This is a genomic window from Blautia faecis (assembly GCF_027662325.1).
Lineage (GTDB): Bacteria > Bacillota > Clostridia > Lachnospirales > Lachnospiraceae > Blautia_A > Blautia_A faecis.
In genome coordinates this window covers 13,797-31,743 of sequence record NZ_JAQDKY010000022.1, presented here as the reverse complement: position 1 = coordinate 31,743, position 17,947 = coordinate 13,797, and the positions used below count along the sequence as shown (strand labels likewise).

Genomic DNA, 17,947 nt, shown 5'->3' with positions numbered 1-17,947 from the left:
ACATTTTCCCATAGGGTTAGTCATCTATAAAACAAAGATATATTCTTAATTTTTTGTAAACTGACTGCATAAACAAAAAAACAACCAGAATTTAATATAGACCTAGCTATATTTCTTCCGGTTGTTTTACATCAATATATTTTCAACAGATATCATACAATTTCGGATTTTATCAGCCCGTGATCACACCGCCGCCAATGACTACGTCTCCATCATAAAGCACAGCTGCCTGCCCTTTGGTGATAGCTCTCTGGGGCTCATCAAAAATGATGTGTACACTATGTTCTCCTGTGACTTTTACAGTTGCCCACTGCTCCTTCTGGCGGTAACGTACCTTGGCTTTGGCGCGAAATTCTGCCGGCGGGATATCAAAGGAGATGAAATTAAAGTCTTCCACATCCAGTTCGCGATGGAACAAATCTTCATTATCTCCCAGAATCACGCGGTTCTCTGCCGGACAGATTTTGGTAACGTAAACAGGCTTGCCAGCTGCAATGCCAAGCCCCTTTCGCTGACCTACCGTGTAGCCAATAATTCCTTTATGATGCCCAAGCACATTTCCGTCTTTATCTGTAAAATCACCTGCAGGATAGTCTTTTCCTGTAAACCGGCGGATAAATCCAGCATAATCCCCATCTGGGACAAAACAGATATCCTGGCTGTCCGGCTTATCTGCGTTATAGAAATTCTGCTGGTCTGCGATCATGCGGGTCTGATGTTTATTCATGTCTCCAAGTGGAAACATGGTGTGTGCCAGCTGCTCCTGAGTAAGAGAGTAAAGAACATAACTCTGGTCTTTTGCAGGGTCAGCTGCTTTTTTCAAAAGATATCTGCCATCTTCCCGCTTTTCAATTCTGGCATAGTGTCCGGTTACTACATAGTGACAGCCTAATTCTTCTGCACGATGGTAAAGGCTGTTGAATTTCAGGTAGCGGTTGCAGTCAATGCAGGGGTTGGGAGTTGCACCGTTTTCATAGGCTGCTACGAAGCGGTCCATAACTTGTTTTTTAAAATCTGCGGTGAAATTAAACACGTAATACGGGATTCCAAGATTATGCGCTACGCTCCTTGCATCCTCCACATCATCCAGAGAACAGCAGCTTTTTTTGCGGCTCACACCGGCATCTTCATTCTGGAAAAGCTTCATGGTGACACCGATGCAGTCATATCCATGCTCCTTCATCAGGTAAGCGGCCACTGAAGAATCTACGCCGCCACTCATGGCGATCAATGCTTTTTTCATATTGTCTGATTCCATATTTATACCTCATAAAAACTGAAAACTATTACTATTTAATGTGTTTAAGTCCCAGCCGACACACAGCATTTGGGCAATGTGTATTACTCCAGCGAGCCATTTCAGGCGCGCTCTTAGCGTAAGCGAAATCCAGCGCTTACGGAGACTTATGCGTGAGGGCTCTCCCGAACGCATTAGTCGCAGTTAGCGATTAGTTCGCTGTAGCGTTGCGCCGGCGAGTGAGTAATACACATTGTCCAAATGCGTCCGCATTGAAGAACTTTTAATCAACTAAATAGCAATCTATTCTAATAATCATATCTTGTATCATACACGATTCTTTTAATCCTCGCAATGCTTTTTCCGCCAATCATCTGACATTCCGCGGAGTTGTTCCACCACCTGGGGAATCACTTCCAACATATAATCGATTTCTTCCTCAGTATTGGAAATGTCAAGGCTGATTCTGAGTGAACCCTGGGCGATTTCAGGAGCGAGACCAAGAGAAAGAAGTACATGGCTTGGATCCAGGGCACCTGATGCGCAGGCAGAACCGGAAGAAGCACAGATTCCCCTGCTATCCAGAAGAAGCAGCAGGCTTTCACCGGATACACCTTCAAAGCAGAAATTCACATTACCAGGCAAGCGTTTCTCCCTGGAACCATTCAGTATACTGTAGGGAATCTGCGAAAGCCCCTGAATCAAACGATCTCGCATGGCGGTAACCTTGGCTTCATTTTGTTCCATCAAAGTGCACTCTTCTTTCAGAGCAGCTGCCATTCCCATAATTGCCGGTAAATTCTCTGTGCCAGGCCGTTTTCCACGCTCCTGGCCGCCGCCCTCCATAAGAGAAGTCAGTTCAATCCCCCGTTTCACATACAATGCACCGATTCCTCTTGGACCATGAAATTTATGTGCGGAAAGAGATAACATATCAATATTCTGTTTCTTCACATTTACCGGGATATGTCCTGCTGCCTGCACTGCATCTGTGTGAAAAAGCACCCCGTGAGCACGACAGACTTCTCCAATTTCCGCTATAGGAAGAACAGAGCCAATTTCATTATTAGCAAACATAACCGTAACCAGACAGGTATCCGGCCGAATTGCTTCTTCCACCTGAGCAGCTGTAATATTCCCCTCTGCTCCCACATCCAGAAGCTGAATCTCAAATCCCTGCTCCTTCAGCCTTCTCAGAGTATGAAGCACCGCATGATGCTCAAACGCAGTAGAAATAATATGCCTCTTATTCTGTTTCGCCCCAAGCATAGCCGCTGACATAATTGCCTGATTATCTGATTCTGTCCCACCTGATGTAAAAAAAATCTCTTTCGGCATACAGCCAAGGCAACGTGCGATCTGCTCTCTCGCCGTCTGTAAGGCATCATTTGCTGCCATCCCAATCTGATGAATACTGGACGGATTTCCATAACTATTCTCCATTGCAGAAATCATAGCCTTCATTGCTGTCTGACTTATTTTTGTGGTTGCTGCATTGTCCGCATAAATTCTAGGCATAACTCAAATTCCTCTTTATATTACATTCCAAGAAGCAGCACATTTCTCAGCTTCCTTGTAAGATCAAATGTCCCTGCATCTTTCTTCTGCATCATCATAAGAATCGTCATATTCTCCTTGGGAAAATTGGCGAAATAGCAGCCAAGCCAGCCATCCCAGCCATATTCACCCTCACAGCATGCAAAGGGTGCCTTCCACGGATCCGTCATCACACGCATCAGATTTCCATAAGAATATCCATTCATCTCCCACCATTTTTCAAACCACTCCTGTTGACATGGTATAAGCTTGTGGGTGGTCATATATTCCACAGAAGCAGGCTTAAGGATCTGTCTGCCCTGGAAGCTGCCTTTGTTTATCAGCATAGCCGCAAATCTGGAATAATCCTCAATGGTGGAAACAAGCCCTGCCCCTCCGGCTTCATAAGCAGGCGGTACGTCCATGGAAAGACGGATTCCCAGACTGTTGTCACGGAATTCTTTCATTTCACCGGCAGTCTGCTCATAAGTCATGGCCAGTCTGTCCAGCTTCTCACCTGGAACATAGAAATCTGTATCTTTCATTCCCAAAGGCACAAAAAGCTCCTTCTTAAGAAATTCACCGTATTTCATGCCGGAAGCCTTCTCCACCACTGCTGCCAGAATATCTGCGGATACCCCATACTTCCAGCGCTCTCCGGGCTGAAACTCCAAAGGACATCTGCCGATCTTATCTGCAAATTCCAGTGTTGTCATGGGATGCTCTGTATTCAGACGTGCATGTATTTCTTCCATCACATTTCCAACGGCAAACTCTGCGGCACTGCTGTTTCCGCCATAAGTCAAACCACTGGTCATAGACAACAAATGATAAACCGTTACATTATGCCATACTGGTGCCAGTCCGTCAGGTACAGACACCATCTGGTCTGCAAATCCCGGAATATATCTGGAAACCGGATCTGCCAGATCAATTACTCCTCTTTCAAATAAAATCATGGCCGCTGCCGCTGTAATCGGTTTCGTCATGGAAAAAAGACGGAATATGGTATCCCGTTCAATCATTCTCCCATTTGCTTTATCCGCATAGCCACACTGAAGATAGGCTTCCTCCTGGCCGTCCTTTATTACCATCATATTCATACCGGCAATCTGATTATCCTTTACTGCCTGATCCATAATCGTCTGAAGCTGTTTCTTTATCTCTTTTCTCATATCTGACCTCCTGATTTATATATGGCAATGCCGCAGGTAAGGGGCATCATCTATATACTCATTCTTCATAAGGTTTAGAGCGTGTTTGAAAAATCATTTCCGCAATCTATACGCCTCAATTTGCAGAAACCCCTTTTTGAACACGCTCTACAGCATCGGTGCAAATAACCTTAGAATACTCTGCATCGCCCGCACTGCAATATTTCTTCCACGACAGAATTCCAAAGATACCGGATTACAATATTCCAGGGTATCTGTGAAATCCTTTTTAATATCATAAATCACCTGATTCCGATAGATCCATACACCATCCTCAAAGTGAAGATACAAGCTCCGGTAGTCCAGATTGATGGTTCCCACAACAGCGATCTCGTCATCACATACAAAGGACTTGGCATGTAAAAATCCCGGCTGATATTCATAGATTTTCACTCCTGCTTCCAGAAGCTGCTCGTAGTAAGACTGGGTAAGAAGAAATACCAATTTTTTGTCTGGAATCCCAGGTGTCATCAGACGGACATCCACACCACTTTTTGCTGCGAGACAAAGAGCAGTCATCATCTCATTGTCAATAACAAGATAGGGTGTACAGATATACACATACCTTTTTGCACGATTGATAATATTCAGATAAACATTCTCTCCAACAGTCTCGTTATCCAGCGGAGAATCACAAAACGGCTGAATATATCCATCCCCTTCAAATGCCTCCGGATGCCATACATGAGGCAGATATTTCTCAAGTGAATGATCCTCACGGTTATTGGTAATCACATTCCACATATGAAGGAACATGGCAGTCATGTTCCAGACAGCTTCCCCCTTCAGCATAACCGCAGTGTCCTTCCAGTGTCCAAAGCGCTCCTTCTGGTTGATATACTCATCTGCCAGATTTACACCACCGGTAAATCCCACATATCCATCAATAATACAGAATTTCCGATGATCACGGTTATTCTGGATAATATTCAAGATCGGACGGAAAGGATTAAAGACCTGACACTTGATTCCTTTGGATCTCATGGTTTCATAATATTTATGAGGGAGCGTGGTAAGACATCCCATGTCATCATAAATCAGACGGACATCCACACCTTCCTGAACCTTCCTCTCCAGTATATCCAGTATGGTTCTCCACATTACTCCATCATGGATTATAAAATACTCAATAAAAATATAATGCTGTGCTTGCTCCAGTTCCCTTACAAGAACCGGGAACATGTCATCTCCAACCTGGAAATATTCTGCGGTAGTATTTCCGTGAATAGGATAACCTGCATTATGATATATATAATCCGACTGGTTGCATGCAGATATATCTTCTGCCTCCAGAAGATCATGTATTTCAGGATCTGTCTGTAAAAGATTACCGGACTTCATCAGCATCTCATTAAATCGATCCTGCATATAAGCAGCAATTCTGGAACGTCCAAATACAAGATACAAAACAAGGCCAAAAATTGGCAGGCACAGGATCAACATCGTCCATGCCAGTTTATACGAGGGGTTTATCTTTCGATTCACAATTTTCAGAACAACCAGAATACTGATAACATCCAGAATAAAAGACATATATCTGGAATATCCTGCAAGACGCAGAAATATAGTCAACAGCCAGCCAAGCTGCACCGCCATGGCAAATATTACATAAAATACCCGGTTAAACAGAAGCTTGGCTATTTTTTTCAAAATCATCATAAGTTTATATTTTCTCCTTCATACACCGGTCAGCAACAAAACGGACATGTGGTCAGCCAGCGATATCACCATATATAAAAATCAGTTCTTCCCTGAAGACAATGAGCCAAATTTGAAGATATTGCGGGATTTAAAAATCCCTGACTGAATGCAGCCAGGGATTTTTGCGCACAATTAATTATATTTACGTTTTCTTGCGGCTTCAGATTTTTTCTTACGACGAACGCTTGGTTTCTCGTAATGCTCTCTTTTGCGGATTTCCTGCTGGATACCTGCTTTTGCACAGCTTCTCTTGAATCTGCGAAGAGCGCTATCTAAAGTCTCGTTTTCTTTTACGATAACGTTTGACATAGACTCACACCTAACCTCCCTCCAGTTGTAGATTGTGCTAAAATACAACTGTCTGGGTATTTTTCTTGCACGAACATTATTATATATCATGCACTCGGGATTCGTCAACAACTTTTGGTTTAATTTTACAAAAATTTTTGACAAAATTTTGAGTGTTTTTTAGTGAATCTGTCCTTCCAGGATTCCGGCTGCTGCTTCGATTGCCTCGCCTGCCTTCTCCGGATTCTTTCCACCAGCCTGAGCCATATTCGGACGTCCGCCACCGCCGCCGCCAACGATTGCAGCAACAGCTTTGATCAGGTTTCCTGCATGTGCTCCTGCTTTCTGTGCAGAATCAGTAGCCATTGCAAGAAGGTTCACCTTGCCCTCATTTACTGCTGCAAGGACAACGACGCCCTCGCCAAGCTTCTCTTTCAGCTGGTCACCAAGATCACGAAGTCCGTTCATGTCAACGCCCTCTACCTTGGCAGCAAGGAGTTTCACACCTTTTACTTCTACAACCTGATTCATAACATCTCCCAGAGCACCCTGAGCCAGTTTGCTCTTCAGAGATTCATTCTCACTTGCAAGAGCCTTCACCTCACCCTGAAGATGTGTGATCTTCTCAATCATCTCGGAAGGGTTTGTTTTCAGAGCCTTGGCAGCCTCGTGAAGAAGTGCTTCCTGCTTCTTATAGTATTCCAGAACCCCGTTTCCGGTCAGTGCCTCAATACGGCGGACACCTGCTGCGATACCGGACTCAGAAACAATCTTAAACAGCATGATGGAGCTTGTATTTGCAACATGGGTACCACCACAGAGCTCTCTGGAGAAATCACCCATAGATACCACACGTACCTTCTGGGAATACTTCTCGCCAAACAGTGCCATAGCACCGGACTTCTTTGCTTCCTCAACATCCATGATATCGGTATGAACCTCAAGTCCTGCCTGAATCTGCTCATTTACAATTTTTTCAACTTTACTGATTTCCTCAGCAGTCATAGCTGTGAAGTGGGCAAAGTCGAAACGAAGTCTGTCAGCAGTTACAAGAGAACCCTTCTGCTCTACATGAGAACCAAGAACTTCTTTCAGAGCTTTCTGAAGAAGATGTGTCGCACTGTGGTTCTTCTCAATATCTTTTCTTGCAGCAACATTTACTTTCAGAGAAACGGTCTCTCTCTTGGAAATCATGCCAGATTCCATATATCCTACATGACCGAATTTGCCGCCGCGAAGCTTGATGGTATCTTCTACGATGAATTTGCCATTTGCAGTCTCGATCACACCGGTATCTCCAACCTGACCTCCCATAGTTGCATAGAAAGGTGTTTTCTCTACGAAAACAGTACCCTTCTGTCCTTCCATCAGGGAATCTACGATCTCAGCTTCTGTGGTAAGAACAGTAACCGGAGATTCAAAGGAAAGGTGATCGTATCCAACAAACTCTGTGGTAACAGAAGTATCGATCTGGTCATATACAGTAGCGTCAGCTCCCATATAATTGGTTACCTCACGGGAGGAACGTGCTTTCTCTCTCTGCTCATCCATAGCAGCCTTGAAGCCTTCCTCGTCGATCTCGTAGCCCTTCTCCTCAAGGATCTCCTTGGTCAGATCAAGAGGGAATCCATAGGTATCATATAATTTAAATGCGTTTTCACCGGAAAGAGTCTTCTCTCCTGCTGCATTCATAGCCTCTTCCATATCAGTCAGGATACGAAGTCCCTGGTCGATTGTCTTACCGAACTGGTTCTCCTCGTTGGTGAGAACGTTGAAGATAAATTCTTTCTTCTCTTCCAGTTCCGGATATCCATCCTTGGAGCCGTCAATTACTTCTGCACTTAAAGTAGCAAGGAAGTTGCCCTCAATTCCCAGAAGTCTTCCGTGTCTTGCAGCACGGCGAATCAGACGGCGAAGTACATATCCACGTCCTTCATTGGTAGGCATGATACCATCGGAGATCATGAATGTCGCGGAACGGATATGGTCTGTGATCAGACGGATGGAAACATCGTCCTCATGATGTACCCCATACGGTTTGCCGGAAATCCTACTTACCAGGTTACGAAGGGAACAGATAGTATCTACATCGAAAATGGAATCTACGTCCTGGACAACAACAGCCAGACGCTCAAGACCCATACCGGTATCAATATTCTTCTGTTTCAGAGTTGTATAATTGCCATTTCCGTCATTCTCAAACTGGGTAAATACGTTGTTCCATACTTCCATGTAACGGTCACAGTCACAGCCTACTGTACATCCCGGCTTGCCGCAGCCATATTTTTCTCCACGGTCATAGTAAATCTCAGAACATGGACCGCATGGACCTGCGCCGTGCTCCCAGAAGTTATCCTCTTTGCCAAATTTGAAAATACGCTCTGCCGGAATTCCAATCTCTTTATTCCAGATATCGAAAGCCTCATCATCCTCCAGATAAACAGACGGATAAAGACGGCTGGCATCCAGACCTACCACCTCAGTCAGGAACTCCCATGACCAGTGAATGGCCTCTCTTTTAAAGTAATCTCCAAAAGAGAAATTACCAAGCATTTCAAAGAATGTACCGTGACGTGCAGTCTTACCTACATTCTCAATATCACCTGTACGGATACATTTCTGGCATGTGCTGACCCTTGTACGGGGTGGTTTCTCTGCTCCTGTGAAATATGGTTTCAGTGGTGTCATTCCTGCATTGATCAGCAGGACACTTTTATCGCCCTGTGGAACCAATGGAAAGCTTTTCAGAACAAGATGTCCTTTGCTCTCCATGAAATCCAGAAACATTTTTCGAAGTTCGTTTACTCCGTATTTCTTCATTTCAATTCTCCTCCTACGCAATAAAGAAGTACTTTCGTTACTGTAAACAATAACGTGCATTCCTCTTATTGGAATGCTTGCATGGTTTATATGATAGCATATATCTTTATCACGGTCAAAATATTTTTTGCATAAGTCGGGGACCAGTACAAAAATCTGTTTTCGCATCAACGATCAGATTTAGAGCGTATCTGGTCCCCTTTTATGATCTTATTTTACAAATACTTTATTAAATTTCTTCTTTCCTCTCTTAAGGACAATACCGTCACCTGTGAGAGCGTCTTTGGAAAGTACATGTCTGATGTCCGTCACTTTCTCACCGTCAACGGAAACGCCGCCCTGCTCGATGGCTCTTCTTCCCTCGGAACGGGTTGTTACAAGAGCGGATTTTACAAGAAGGCTGATCAGGTCGATATTGCCTTCTTCGTCAAAATCCTCTGCTGCAAGCTCAGTGGTCGGCATATGCTCTGTATCAGCTCCGCCTGCAAAAAGTGCCTTGGCACCAGCCTCTGCCTTCTTCGCTTCTTCTGTTCCATGAACAAGCTCGGTAAGCTGGAATGCAAGGATCTCTTTTGCCTTGTTCAGCTGGCTGCCTTCCCATTTCTCCATCTCCTGGATTTCTTCCAGCGGAAGGAAGGTAAGAAGCTTCATGCATTTGATAACATCTGCGTCGTCCACATTTCTCCAGTACTGGTAGAAATCGAATGGAGATGTCTTATTTGGATCCAGCCAGACAGCACCAGACTGTGTTTTACCCATTTTCTTACCTTCTGAGTTAAGAAGAAGGGTGATTGTCATAGCATATGCGTCTTTTCCAAGCTTACGGCGAATCAGCTCAGTACCGCCAAGCATGTTGCTCCACTGGTCATCGCCACCGAACTGCATATTGCAGCCGTATTTCTGGTACAGCATATAGAAGTCATAGCTCTGCATGATCATGTAGTTAAATTCCAGGAAGCTTAAGCCTCTTTCCATACGCTGTTTGTAGCACTCTGCTGTAAGCATACGGTTAACAGAAAAGTGAGCTCCAACCTCACGTAAAAGCTCCACATAATTCAGGTTCATCAGCCATTCTGCATTGTTTACCATAAGTGCCTTTCCATCAGAAAAGTCGATGAAACGCTCCATCTGTTTCTTGAAACAGTCAATGTTATGCTGGATGGTCTCTTTCGTCAGCATCTGGCGCATGTCGGTTCTTCCGGATGGGTCACCGATCATACCGGTTCCGCCGCCAAGAAGGGCGATTGGTCTGTTCCCTGCCATCTGCAGACGTTTCATCAGGCAAAGTGCCATGAAATGTCCTACATGAAGGCTGTCTGCGGTTGGGTCAAATCCAATATAGAAAGTTGCCTTTCCGTTATTTACCATTTCTTTAATCTCATCTTCGTCTGTTACCTGGGCGATCAGGCCTCTGGCTTTCAGTTCTTCCCAAACTGTCATTTTATTTTCCTCCTGTAAAATAGAAATGTGAGCTGCTTATTCTCTCTTTACGAAAAAGCCGCTGCAGATATAAAAAGCCCGGTTCTCATGTCCCTTTAGGACGAGAACCGGGTCCCGCGTTACCACCTAAATTTACAGAAAGCTCGCACTTTCTGCCTCGATAAGTGACCATACTGAAAAATTCTTCCAGACGATTATCCCCACAGACAATACTGTCCAAAAATAAATGTCTTCAAATACTCTTCAGAATTATCACCCCGGCATGATAACGTATGCCACTCCGTCACAGCCTACTGGATTTCTGCAAGCGATCACAAGCGCCTGTCCGCTGCTGTCTCTGCCACTTCAAAACCGTTCGGTGCAAAGCTCCGGGATGTATTCACAATGGATCTCTGCACGCGCCTCTCACCATCCGGCAGCTCTCTGTGTGCTCTTTCCAAAGCTACTTGTTCCCTTCAAAGCCTTTCTCATTTAATACTTGCAAGTATACAAAGGCTGTCTGTTTTTGTCAAGGATTTTAGCTTTATATTTTAGCAACTCACCGCGATAAAGTTTACTGTTCGCTCCGTGACCCGAACATCAAAAATCAAGTTTCTGCTATATTGACGCAGAATGACTTCTTCATATGCTAGGCGGAAGAAGAAGGCGTAGTGGTGGCCACGGCAACCGACTTCGGCCAAAATACACCGCAAAGTGGGGCGTGCAGATTGCGGGAATGATTTTTCAAACACGCGCTAGACAGCAGCCTTTATACCCAGTCCACAAAAAATGTATGATCCTTGTATGTCTCATATACAACCTTTTTAAAATTCAATGGCTGTTTCCAGAATGCAGAAGTCATCATAAAATACTTATAATTAAAATCTTTGGCCTTGATTCCGCTTACTGTACGCGGTGTACCATTCAGCACATAAGCATTAAAACTGTCAAGTGCCTGCTGGGCAGCTTCATAAGCGCTTGCACGGTCAATAAACTGACCATTCAGACGTTTCAGCAGCTGGTTGTTTGTCACGACTGAATACTGGGGGAAGGTAGTTCCCTGGTAAAGCACATAACGGACACTGGACGGAAACTCCTTGTCCAGAGTTCTGTTCAAAAGGCAGAGAGCAACTGCCTTCATACCTGCAATTCCCTGGTCTCCTGCCTCAGCCTCGCAGACAGCTGCCAGAATATCAAGATCAGACTTGGTTCCATCTGCAACTCCCGGATGACTCTTAAGCTCCTTCATAATAGTAAAATTGCGGCCACGTTTCTCATCATACCAGGTAAAGGTAATACTGCTGTCATTGTCATCCTTTCCTGAATCCTGTTTCTCGGAAGCAACACCATTGGAATCAAACGCGTAGGTCTTTCCTCCAATGGAAGCTGTAGTGTTTACGTACATCACGCCTGTTGTTCCAAAATAATAGCTGTTTCCATCCAGACTCAGCCAGCCGGTCTGCGCTTTGCCATCTGTGGTACTAAAATAATACCGCTTGCTTCCAACCTTGCCAAAGCCTTTCTGATAACGGACTCCGCTGGTCTTGGAAAAATAATAGATATCTCCATCTACAGTCTTAAGTCCGGTATACATAATACCGGTGCTGGTATTAAAATAGCGGGTATATCCCTTAGAATCCGTGAACCAGCCGGTTAGCATCTGACCATTGCTCTTGAAATAACGTTTCTCTTTCTTAGCTGTGGTCTGCCAGCCCTTTACCATAGCGCCTGTCCCGCTGGTAAAATAATATTTCTTACCCTTTAAGGTCAGCCAGCCGCGGACAAGCTTACCATTGGAAGGTCTGAAATAACGGGTTACGGTTCCGCTCTTCAGAAAACCGGTGGCCATCACACCTTTTCCCTTGGTAAAATACCGGATGTTTCTGCCCTTACTGTCTTTTTGCCAGCCTTTTAACTGTACGCCTGTTTTTTTATTAAAATAGTATTTCTTGCCTTTCAGAGTCAGCCAGCCTTTCTGCTTGGCTCCGCTGGCTGTTATGTAGTAGGTCTTGCCGTTTATAGTCTTAAATCCGGCTTTCGCAGCCTGAACATCCCTTGTCATCAGAAAAACCGTACATAATGTGGCAATCACAAGCAGCACCAGAGCCAGACTTTGCTTTCTGTTTCTCTCTTCTTTTATCATAGCATTTTCCTCTCTTTGACCTGACTAATTCCGAAGCTTTCCCACCTCTGCTTTTCACAAACAGTTACTGTTTACTCCGTGACCAGTAACACGCTTCGCGATGCACAGAAATCATGCATTCGCATGATTTCGCGCTGAGATTCTCGGGTTTTCTGTGAACTTTGTTCACAAAAAACAGCGTTTGCTTCGCAGACTTAATTCTTAACAACTCAATCCTTGTTTTATATATTTTATGTCGAATTCTTTTCAAAGATTACAGAAATATTACATTTCAGTTTATTATAGCCAAATTTCTCTTTTCTGTCAACTGCTTTGTCACACACCCCCTGTCCCCTCCATATGATGAACTGTAAACATTTTCTGGAGGTAACAGCATGAGTGATTTAGCTGCTACAAACTGTGGCTGCGGCGAGGAAAGATCCGGTTGCGGATGTGGTAACTGCGGTTGTAATAATGGCTGCGGATGTGACAATGGATGTGGGCTTTCCTTTGGGAACGGCTCCTGTGGATGCAATATTCTCTGGATCATCATTCTTCTTTGCGCATGCGGCGGCAACGGTATTGGCTGCAACAACAGCTGTGGCAACGGAAATGGTGACTGCTGCTGGATCATTATCATCCTTCTGCTTCTCTGCGGTGGATGGGGAAATGGCTGCGGCTGCTGATCTGAGTTTCCCACATATGAAAAAGGGCTGTCTTCTCAGTCCTTTTCAAAAAAATCGGGACAGCGGGAATTTTCCCCTGTCCCCTTTTTCAGGCATATTCTAAAAGCATTCTTACGTTTCCTTGTTTCTTTTTCAACCACGCTCTGGGTAGAAACTCTCTCCTGCAAATTGTCTTTAATCCCCGGTATGGTTTGCGGACTGCCTTCTTTCTTCTGACTGCTCCACACACCTGCCATTTTCTTCCTGTTTTCCTTGCTTCTTTCGCACACATTCCAGATCCAGCTCGTATATGGCATTTCCATCTATAATAAGCTTTTCATTTTCTCTTCTCATAACTTTCCCTCCTGACTTTGCGGGAAATTCATACATCCCCCTGCTATAGAATATGTTACAGATGTCAGAGCGTGTTTGAAAAATGCTTTCTGCAGAATGTGCGTCACAATTTGCAGAAGATTTCACCGTTTTCAAACCGTCGTCATATTTTAATAACAACAACATAGATATAGAAAAGGGATTTTTATGGATCAGGAATATATTGCCCAGACAGCTCTGGATCAGATGGTGGGAACTGACCAGGGACAGCTGTTAAAAGCTCTCATCCCCTATTTTCCACCCAGGCAGCAACAGTTTCTGTCCGTTTTTGCAAAAGCCAGGGAACTTTCCAATACAGTCGCTCTTTTTACAAAGCCGTCAGAAGCCATGCAGATACAGGCTGCAGCAGCCCCTGCCCAGCCTCTTGAAGTCATAAACGACCTGCGCCGCTACTGTTTTGGAGATATACGAAAGACTCTGGATCAGATCACCAATATGATGACCATGGCAGAAATGCTGAGGATGATGAATGAACCATCTCCAGAAGATAATTGCGAAGAAGAACGACAGTAAAAACAGAAAAATTTCATTCAAAACGGACATGTCGCCAATTGGCAGCATTACTATATAAGAAAGGAATGATTCCATATGGATGACAACTGGCAGGATAATCCAAAGCTTGCAGGTATCGACAAAAACAAGCTTGACATGCTCCAGCAGATGGCCCGGCAAGGAGCCGGAAAATCTCCCTCTGATCTGCTGCCATTTATTATGAATGCAGCTTCCCAGGGGAGAAATGCCGGTCTGAACTTTAACAGTAATGAAATCAATACCATCATTGAGGTTTTGAAAATGGGAAAAAGCCCCCGGGAACGTGCAAAGCTTGATAAAGTGGTAAACCTGATGAAGATGATGAAGTAAAGCATTTTCTGCGATTAAGAAAACTTACTCCTCAACTTCTCCCATCATGCACTCGCGAAGCAGTACTAGCGCACTGGCAACAGCCTGCTGACGGATCTTGGTTCTGTTTCCGGTAAAATGATATTCCCGGGTAATCGTATGTCCATTGCAGCAGCAACCCATAAACACGGTTCCAACAGGAGTCTCACTGGTTCCGCCATCCGGGCCTGCAAGGCCGGTAACAGAAAGACAGATATCAGCTCCTGAAGCTGTGCAGCCGCCCTTTGCCATCTGTCTGGCACATTTTGCAGAAACAGCTCCTACTGTTTTCAACGTGGATTTCTTCACCCCAAGGCATTCTCTCTTGGCACGGTTGCTGTAAGTAACAAATCCATGGGTAAACACCTGAGAAGCACCTGGAACATTTACAATGCGGGCAGCAATGGCACCACCTGTACAGGATTCTGCAAGGGACAGAGTTAATTCTTTCTCCTTCAGCAGATCCACAACAGATTCTTCCAGCGTTTTGTCCGCATCCAGGGCAAATACATTTTTGCCGAATCGCTTTTGAAGTTCCTTTACTACAGGTTTGATCAGCTTCTTGCAGGATTTCTCATCCTCACCCTTGGCTGTAATACGAAGATGAACTTCTCCTGTCTTTGCATATGGGGCAAGAGTTGGATTTGTCTGAGCCTCGATCATATCCTGGATATCGGCAGCCACCTGACTCTCACCGATTCCACAGATCTTCACAACCTGGGAGCAGATGATCTCCGGCTGTTTCTTGCGAAGATATGAGAAAACAGACTCCTCAAACATAGGGATCAGCTCGTTAGGCGGTCCCGGAAGAAGAATGGCAGTCTTGCCATTTTTCTCAAGGATCAGACCAGGTGCTGTGCCGTTGTGGTTATCAAGCACAATAGCGCCTTCCGGAACCTGCGCCTGCTTATAATTATTGGAGGTCACACGTCTGTCCGGATGATTCTTCTTATATTCCTTCATATAACGCTCAATACGCTTACGGGAATGAGGATCTTCAGAAAGAGGAAGTCCCATTACCTCAGCACATACTTCCTTAGTCAGATCATCCTCCGTTGGTCCGAGACCTCCTGAAAGAATTACCACGTCAGATCTGTCAAGGGCAGATGCAATCACAGCTTTCATTCGGTCGCGATTATCTCCCACAACAGACTCATAGTAAACAGAAAGTCCCAGCTGGGCACATTTCTCAGAAAGATATGCGCTGTTGGTGTTTACAATATTTCCTAGCAAAATCTCAGTTCCTACAGCTACAAGTTCTGCAATCATATATATACCTCTTTTCCAGAGCATGTTTGAAATCAGCCAACATCTCTGCTCACAAAGATGCTGGCTGGTTTACATTCAGATATTCTCACTCTCTGCACGCAAAAACGTTTCGCGGGCAGCGGCTATTTTATTCCTGCATGGAAATTACATTCTTATTCTGCACAATATAAGTGATCAGAGAGATCACCGTCAGAGCAAGTGATGCCCATACAAAAATCTGTGTCAGTATTTCAAAAGCTCCCCCAAAGTTCAGGATCAGAAGAATGATCATGACCATCTGGGATGCAGTTTTAAATTTGCCCCAGTAGTTTGCAGCGATGACAACGCCGTTCTCGGCAGCGATCAGTCTGAAGCCACTGATAATAAATTCTCTTGCAATGATAATGATCACGAACCATGCCGGCAGGCGGTCAAGCTCGATCATGCAGATCAATGCAGAACAAACAAGAAGCTTGTCAGCAAGAGGATCCATGAATTTACCAAAATTGGTAACCAGATTATTCTTGCGGGCAAGATGACCATCCAACCAGTCCGTAATACTTGCCACTACAAAAATAGCAAGGCAGATATAGCGGTTGGCATCTCCGCCCCAGCCAGTCAGAATAAATAATACAAAAAACGGTACCAGGATCATTCTGGCAATAGTCAGTTTATTCGGTGTATTCATCTTCCAGCTCTCCTATCAAATCGTACTCCAGAGCTCCGGTAACCCGGACTCTCGCAAAATCTCCTGTCATGAGAAGTTCGCCGGTCTGTACAAAAATATATCCATCGACCTTCGGCGCATCTCCGTAAGTACGTCCAATGTACGCACTCTCTCCAGATACTTTGCCCTCAATCATAACAGTCAGCACCTGACCAACGCGGCTCTCACCCTTTTCAAGAGAAATTTCCTGCTGAAGTTCCATGATCTCATCGCGTCTGGCTTCCTTGACCTCCTCCGGAATTTGATCTTCCATAGTGGCTGCCGGGGTATCCTCCTCAGCAGAGTATGGGAAAACACCAAGGCGGTCAAACTCGATCTCATCCACAAACTCCATCAATTCTTCGTGGTCTTCCTGTGTCTCTCCAGGAAAACCGCTGATCAGGGTTGTACGAAGGAAAATATCCGGGATCTCCCGGCGCAGCCTGCCAATAATATCCACCAGCTCCTGCTTGGTGGTACGGCGGCCCATGCGTTTCAGCACACGGTCACTTGCATGCTGGATCGGAAGATCCAGATAATGACAGATCTTCTTCTCTTCCTTCATAGTCTGAATCAGCTCATCATAAATCTCTTCCGGGTAACAGTACAAAATACGGATCCAGCGGATTCCCTTTATTTTGCAAAGCTCCTTTAAAAGGACATGAAGAGATTTCTTTCCATAGATGTCCTTACCATATACAGTAGTCTCCTGGGCAACCAGAATCAGCTCTTTCACCCCTTTTTCAGCAAGAGACCGGGCTTCTTTTACGAGCTGCTCCATAGGCACGCTTCTGTAGCCGCCCCGGAGTCTTGGGATAATACAGTAGGTACAATGCTTGTCACAGCCTTCTGCAATTTTCAGATATGCAAAATGTCCACCTGTGGTCAACATACGCTTACCGGAAATATCCGGAAGAAAATCAATGCTCTTGTACTCTTCAAAGTGTCTGCCTGCCTGGGCTTCCTTTACAGCCTTGCTGATATCGCCGTAAGAGGTTGTACCAAGAATAGCATCCACTTCAGGTATTTCCTCTGAAATTTCTTTCTTGTAACGCTGTGCCATGCAGCCGGTAACGATCAGCACCTTGCAGGTACCTGCCTTTTTCTTCTCTGCCATTTCAAGAATGGTATTTACACTTTCTTCTTTGGCATCACCGATAAAACAGCAGGTATTGACAATAATGACCTCTGCTTCGTCCTCATCATCAACGATCTCATGTCCGTCTGCAGCAAGCATTCCAAGCATTTCCTCAGAATCTACCAGATTCTTATCACATCCAAGGGAAATGAACAGTAATTTCATATTATTCTGCACTCTCCTCAGACTCAGCAGGATCAACTGCAGCTGCAGGTTCTTCAGCAGCAATCTCCTCTGCAGAATGTCCTGCGATCTCTGCTAAATCCTCTTCCTCATGTTTACCTGGAAGGATCTTAACCTTTCCGTGATATAACTCGTCAATTGCGATAGAAAGAGGTTTCTTGCCTTTAACATTATCTGCCAACGGCTTTGCACCGCCGATCAGCTGACGCGCACGCTTGCTTGTAGCAAGAATCAGGGAATAACGGCTGTTGAGCACCATGCTCTCATCGTCGTCCTCATTGTTGGTATTGATTGCTTCGATTAACTCAGAATAAGATGGATGGATCATATATATACTCCTTTCAAAAATTGTGATTATTGTTATAATTTTTATAAAGATTCGCAGCTTCAAACTGTAT

General features: G+C 44.7%; 16 protein-coding genes and 3 pseudogenes. 4 read left to right on the top strand and 15 right to left on the bottom strand.

What is annotated here, in order from left to right; all coding sequences use genetic code 11:
* Nucleotides 1-172: 172 nt before the first annotated feature.
* From mnmA to PGQ38_RS20690, 8 genes and pseudogenes are all read right to left on the bottom strand, one after another.
* Nucleotides 173-1,258, bottom strand: coding sequence for a tRNA 2-thiouridine(34) synthase MnmA (mnmA, locus tag PGQ38_RS11250; RefSeq protein ID WP_243283991.1), 1,086 nt, complete (start codon nucleotides 1,256-1,258; stop codon nucleotides 173-175).
* A gap of 321 nt (nucleotides 1,259-1,579) precedes the next feature.
* The gene (locus PGQ38_RS11245) at nucleotides 1,580-2,755 is read right to left on the bottom strand and encodes a cysteine desulfurase family protein (protein ID WP_195391615.1); all 1,176 of its coding nucleotides are present in this window, start codon (nucleotides 2,753-2,755) and stop codon (nucleotides 1,580-1,582) included.
* A 20-nt stretch (nucleotides 2,756-2,775) separates the two neighbouring features.
* Nucleotides 2,776-3,948 (bottom strand): serine hydrolase domain-containing protein, encoded by a 1,173-nt coding sequence (locus PGQ38_RS11240; RefSeq protein ID WP_270431760.1) that lies wholly within the window; start codon nucleotides 3,946-3,948, stop codon nucleotides 2,776-2,778.
* Nucleotides 3,949-4,095: 147 nt separating this feature from the next.
* A complete protein-coding gene (gene cls, locus PGQ38_RS11235; RefSeq protein WP_173736298.1) occupies nucleotides 4,096-5,637 on the bottom strand; it encodes a cardiolipin synthase in 1,542 nt (513 codons plus the stop codon).
* Between the two features lie 183 nt (nucleotides 5,638-5,820).
* Nucleotides 5,821-5,997 (bottom strand): 30S ribosomal protein S21, encoded by a 177-nt coding sequence (rpsU, locus tag PGQ38_RS11230; protein WP_004222305.1) that lies wholly within the window; start codon nucleotides 5,995-5,997, stop codon nucleotides 5,821-5,823.
* Nucleotides 5,998-6,156: 159 nt separating this feature from the next.
* On the bottom strand, nucleotides 6,157-8,796 hold the full coding sequence (alaS, locus tag PGQ38_RS11225; RefSeq protein WP_118578022.1) for an alanine--tRNA ligase: 2,640 nt from the start codon (nucleotides 8,794-8,796) through the stop codon (nucleotides 6,157-6,159).
* 210 nt (nucleotides 8,797-9,006) lie between these two features.
* Nucleotides 9,007-10,236 (bottom strand): tyrosine--tRNA ligase, encoded by a 1,230-nt coding sequence (tyrS, locus tag PGQ38_RS11220; protein ID WP_148461974.1) that lies wholly within the window; start codon nucleotides 10,234-10,236, stop codon nucleotides 9,007-9,009.
* A 628-nt stretch (nucleotides 10,237-10,864) separates the two neighbouring features.
* Nucleotides 10,865-10,930: pseudogene (locus PGQ38_RS20690) on the bottom strand (hypothetical protein); the annotation flags it as partial.
* Between PGQ38_RS20690 and PGQ38_RS20685 the strand changes: the two are divergent.
* Nucleotides 10,907-10,966: pseudogene (locus tag PGQ38_RS20685) on the top strand (DUF6783 domain-containing protein); the annotation flags it as partial. The pseudogenes PGQ38_RS20690 and PGQ38_RS20685 sit on opposite strands and share 24 nt — an antisense overlap.
* 18 nt (nucleotides 10,967-10,984) lie before the next feature.
* On the opposite strand, the gene PGQ38_RS11215 reads toward PGQ38_RS20685, so the two are convergent.
* Nucleotides 10,985-12,358 (bottom strand): cell wall hydrolase, encoded by a 1,374-nt coding sequence (locus PGQ38_RS11215; RefSeq protein ID WP_173715955.1) that lies wholly within the window; start codon nucleotides 12,356-12,358, stop codon nucleotides 10,985-10,987.
* Nucleotides 12,359-12,732: 374 nt separating this feature from the next.
* Here PGQ38_RS11215 and PGQ38_RS11210 point away from each other — a divergent pair, with 374 nt between their 5' ends.
* On the top strand, nucleotides 12,733-13,023 hold the full coding sequence (locus PGQ38_RS11210; RefSeq protein ID WP_118578021.1) for a hypothetical protein: 291 nt from the start codon (nucleotides 12,733-12,735) through the stop codon (nucleotides 13,021-13,023).
* A 174-nt stretch (nucleotides 13,024-13,197) separates the two neighbouring features.
* Here the strand turns inward: PGQ38_RS11210 and PGQ38_RS11205 are convergent, their stop codons facing one another.
* The gene (locus PGQ38_RS11205; RefSeq protein ID WP_202187657.1) at nucleotides 13,198-13,356 is read right to left on the bottom strand and encodes a hypothetical protein; all 159 of its coding nucleotides are present in this window, start codon (nucleotides 13,354-13,356) and stop codon (nucleotides 13,198-13,200) included.
* Between the two features lie 57 nt (nucleotides 13,357-13,413).
* Nucleotides 13,414-13,521, bottom strand: a pseudogene (locus tag PGQ38_RS20680) (DUF6783 domain-containing protein); the annotation flags it as partial.
* Between the two features lie 21 nt (nucleotides 13,522-13,542).
* On the opposite strand from PGQ38_RS20680, the gene PGQ38_RS11200 reads away from it, so the two are divergent.
* On the top strand, nucleotides 13,543-13,908 hold the full coding sequence (locus tag PGQ38_RS11200; protein ID WP_118578020.1) for a hypothetical protein: 366 nt from the start codon (nucleotides 13,543-13,545) through the stop codon (nucleotides 13,906-13,908).
* A gap of 75 nt (nucleotides 13,909-13,983) precedes the next feature.
* A complete protein-coding gene (locus PGQ38_RS11195; RefSeq protein WP_118578019.1) occupies nucleotides 13,984-14,256 on the top strand; it encodes a hypothetical protein in 273 nt (90 codons plus the stop codon).
* A 24-nt stretch (nucleotides 14,257-14,280) separates the two neighbouring features.
* On the opposite strand, the gene PGQ38_RS11190 is transcribed toward PGQ38_RS11195, so the two are convergent.
* The 4 genes from PGQ38_RS11190 to rpoZ form a co-directional block, all read right to left on the bottom strand.
* Nucleotides 14,281-15,543, bottom strand: a complete 1,263-nt coding sequence (locus PGQ38_RS11190; RefSeq protein WP_118578018.1) for a competence/damage-inducible protein A — start codon at nucleotides 15,541-15,543, stop codon at nucleotides 14,281-14,283.
* A gap of 127 nt (nucleotides 15,544-15,670) precedes the next feature.
* Nucleotides 15,671-16,210 (bottom strand): CDP-diacylglycerol--glycerol-3-phosphate 3-phosphatidyltransferase, encoded by a 540-nt coding sequence (pgsA, locus tag PGQ38_RS11185; protein WP_118578017.1) that lies wholly within the window; start codon nucleotides 16,208-16,210, stop codon nucleotides 15,671-15,673.
* Nucleotides 16,194-17,531 (bottom strand): 30S ribosomal protein S12 methylthiotransferase RimO, encoded by a 1,338-nt coding sequence (gene rimO / locus PGQ38_RS11180; protein WP_118578016.1) that lies wholly within the window; start codon nucleotides 17,529-17,531, stop codon nucleotides 16,194-16,196. The genes pgsA and rimO overlap by 17 nt, the downstream gene beginning before the upstream one ends.
* 1 nt (nucleotide 17,532) lies before the next feature.
* Complete coding sequence (gene rpoZ / locus PGQ38_RS11175; RefSeq protein WP_118578015.1) at nucleotides 17,533-17,877, bottom strand: DNA-directed RNA polymerase subunit omega; 345 nt, start codon at nucleotides 17,875-17,877, stop codon at nucleotides 17,533-17,535.
* Nucleotides 17,878-17,947 lie beyond the last annotated feature (70 nt).

Bases quoted from the DNA above. Each gene is read 5' to 3' on its own strand.
- mnmA (WP_243283991.1), bottom strand. From the start codon at position 1,258: ATGGAATCAGACAATATGAAAAAAGCATTGATCGCCATGAGTGGCGGC.
- pgsA (WP_118578017.1), bottom strand. From the start codon at position 16,210: ATGAATACACCGAATAAACTGACTATTGCCAGAATGATCCTGGTACCG.
- rpoZ (WP_118578015.1), bottom strand. From the start codon at position 17,877: ATGATCCATCCATCTTATTCTGAGTTAATCGAAGCAATCAATACCAAC.
- PGQ38_RS11190 (WP_118578018.1), bottom strand. From the start codon at position 15,543: ATGATTGCAGAACTTGTAGCTGTAGGAACTGAGATTTTGCTAGGAAAT.
- PGQ38_RS11210 (WP_118578021.1), top strand. From the start codon at position 12,733: ATGAGTGATTTAGCTGCTACAAACTGTGGCTGCGGCGAGGAAAGATCC.
- PGQ38_RS11200 (WP_118578020.1), top strand. From the start codon at position 13,543: ATGGATCAGGAATATATTGCCCAGACAGCTCTGGATCAGATGGTGGGA.
- PGQ38_RS11245 (WP_195391615.1), bottom strand. From the start codon at position 2,755: ATGCCTAGAATTTATGCGGACAATGCAGCAACCACAAAAATAAGTCAG.
- rpsU (WP_004222305.1), bottom strand. From the start codon at position 5,997: ATGTCAAACGTTATCGTAAAAGAAAACGAGACTTTAGATAGCGCTCTT.
- rimO (WP_118578016.1), bottom strand. From the start codon at position 17,531: ATGAAATTACTGTTCATTTCCCTTGGATGTGATAAGAATCTGGTAGAT.
- tyrS (WP_148461974.1), bottom strand. From the start codon at position 10,236: ATGACAGTTTGGGAAGAACTGAAAGCCAGAGGCCTGATCGCCCAGGTA.
- PGQ38_RS11240 (WP_270431760.1), bottom strand. From the start codon at position 3,948: ATGAGAAAAGAGATAAAGAAACAGCTTCAGACGATTATGGATCAGGCA.
- PGQ38_RS11215 (WP_173715955.1), bottom strand. From the start codon at position 12,358: ATGATAAAAGAAGAGAGAAACAGAAAGCAAAGTCTGGCTCTGGTGCTG.
- PGQ38_RS11195 (WP_118578019.1), top strand. From the start codon at position 13,984: ATGGATGACAACTGGCAGGATAATCCAAAGCTTGCAGGTATCGACAAA.
- PGQ38_RS11205 (WP_202187657.1), bottom strand. From the start codon at position 13,356: ATGAGAAGAGAAAATGAAAAGCTTATTATAGATGGAAATGCCATATAC.
- alaS (WP_118578022.1), bottom strand. From the start codon at position 8,796: ATGAAGAAATACGGAGTAAACGAACTTCGAAAAATGTTTCTGGATTTC.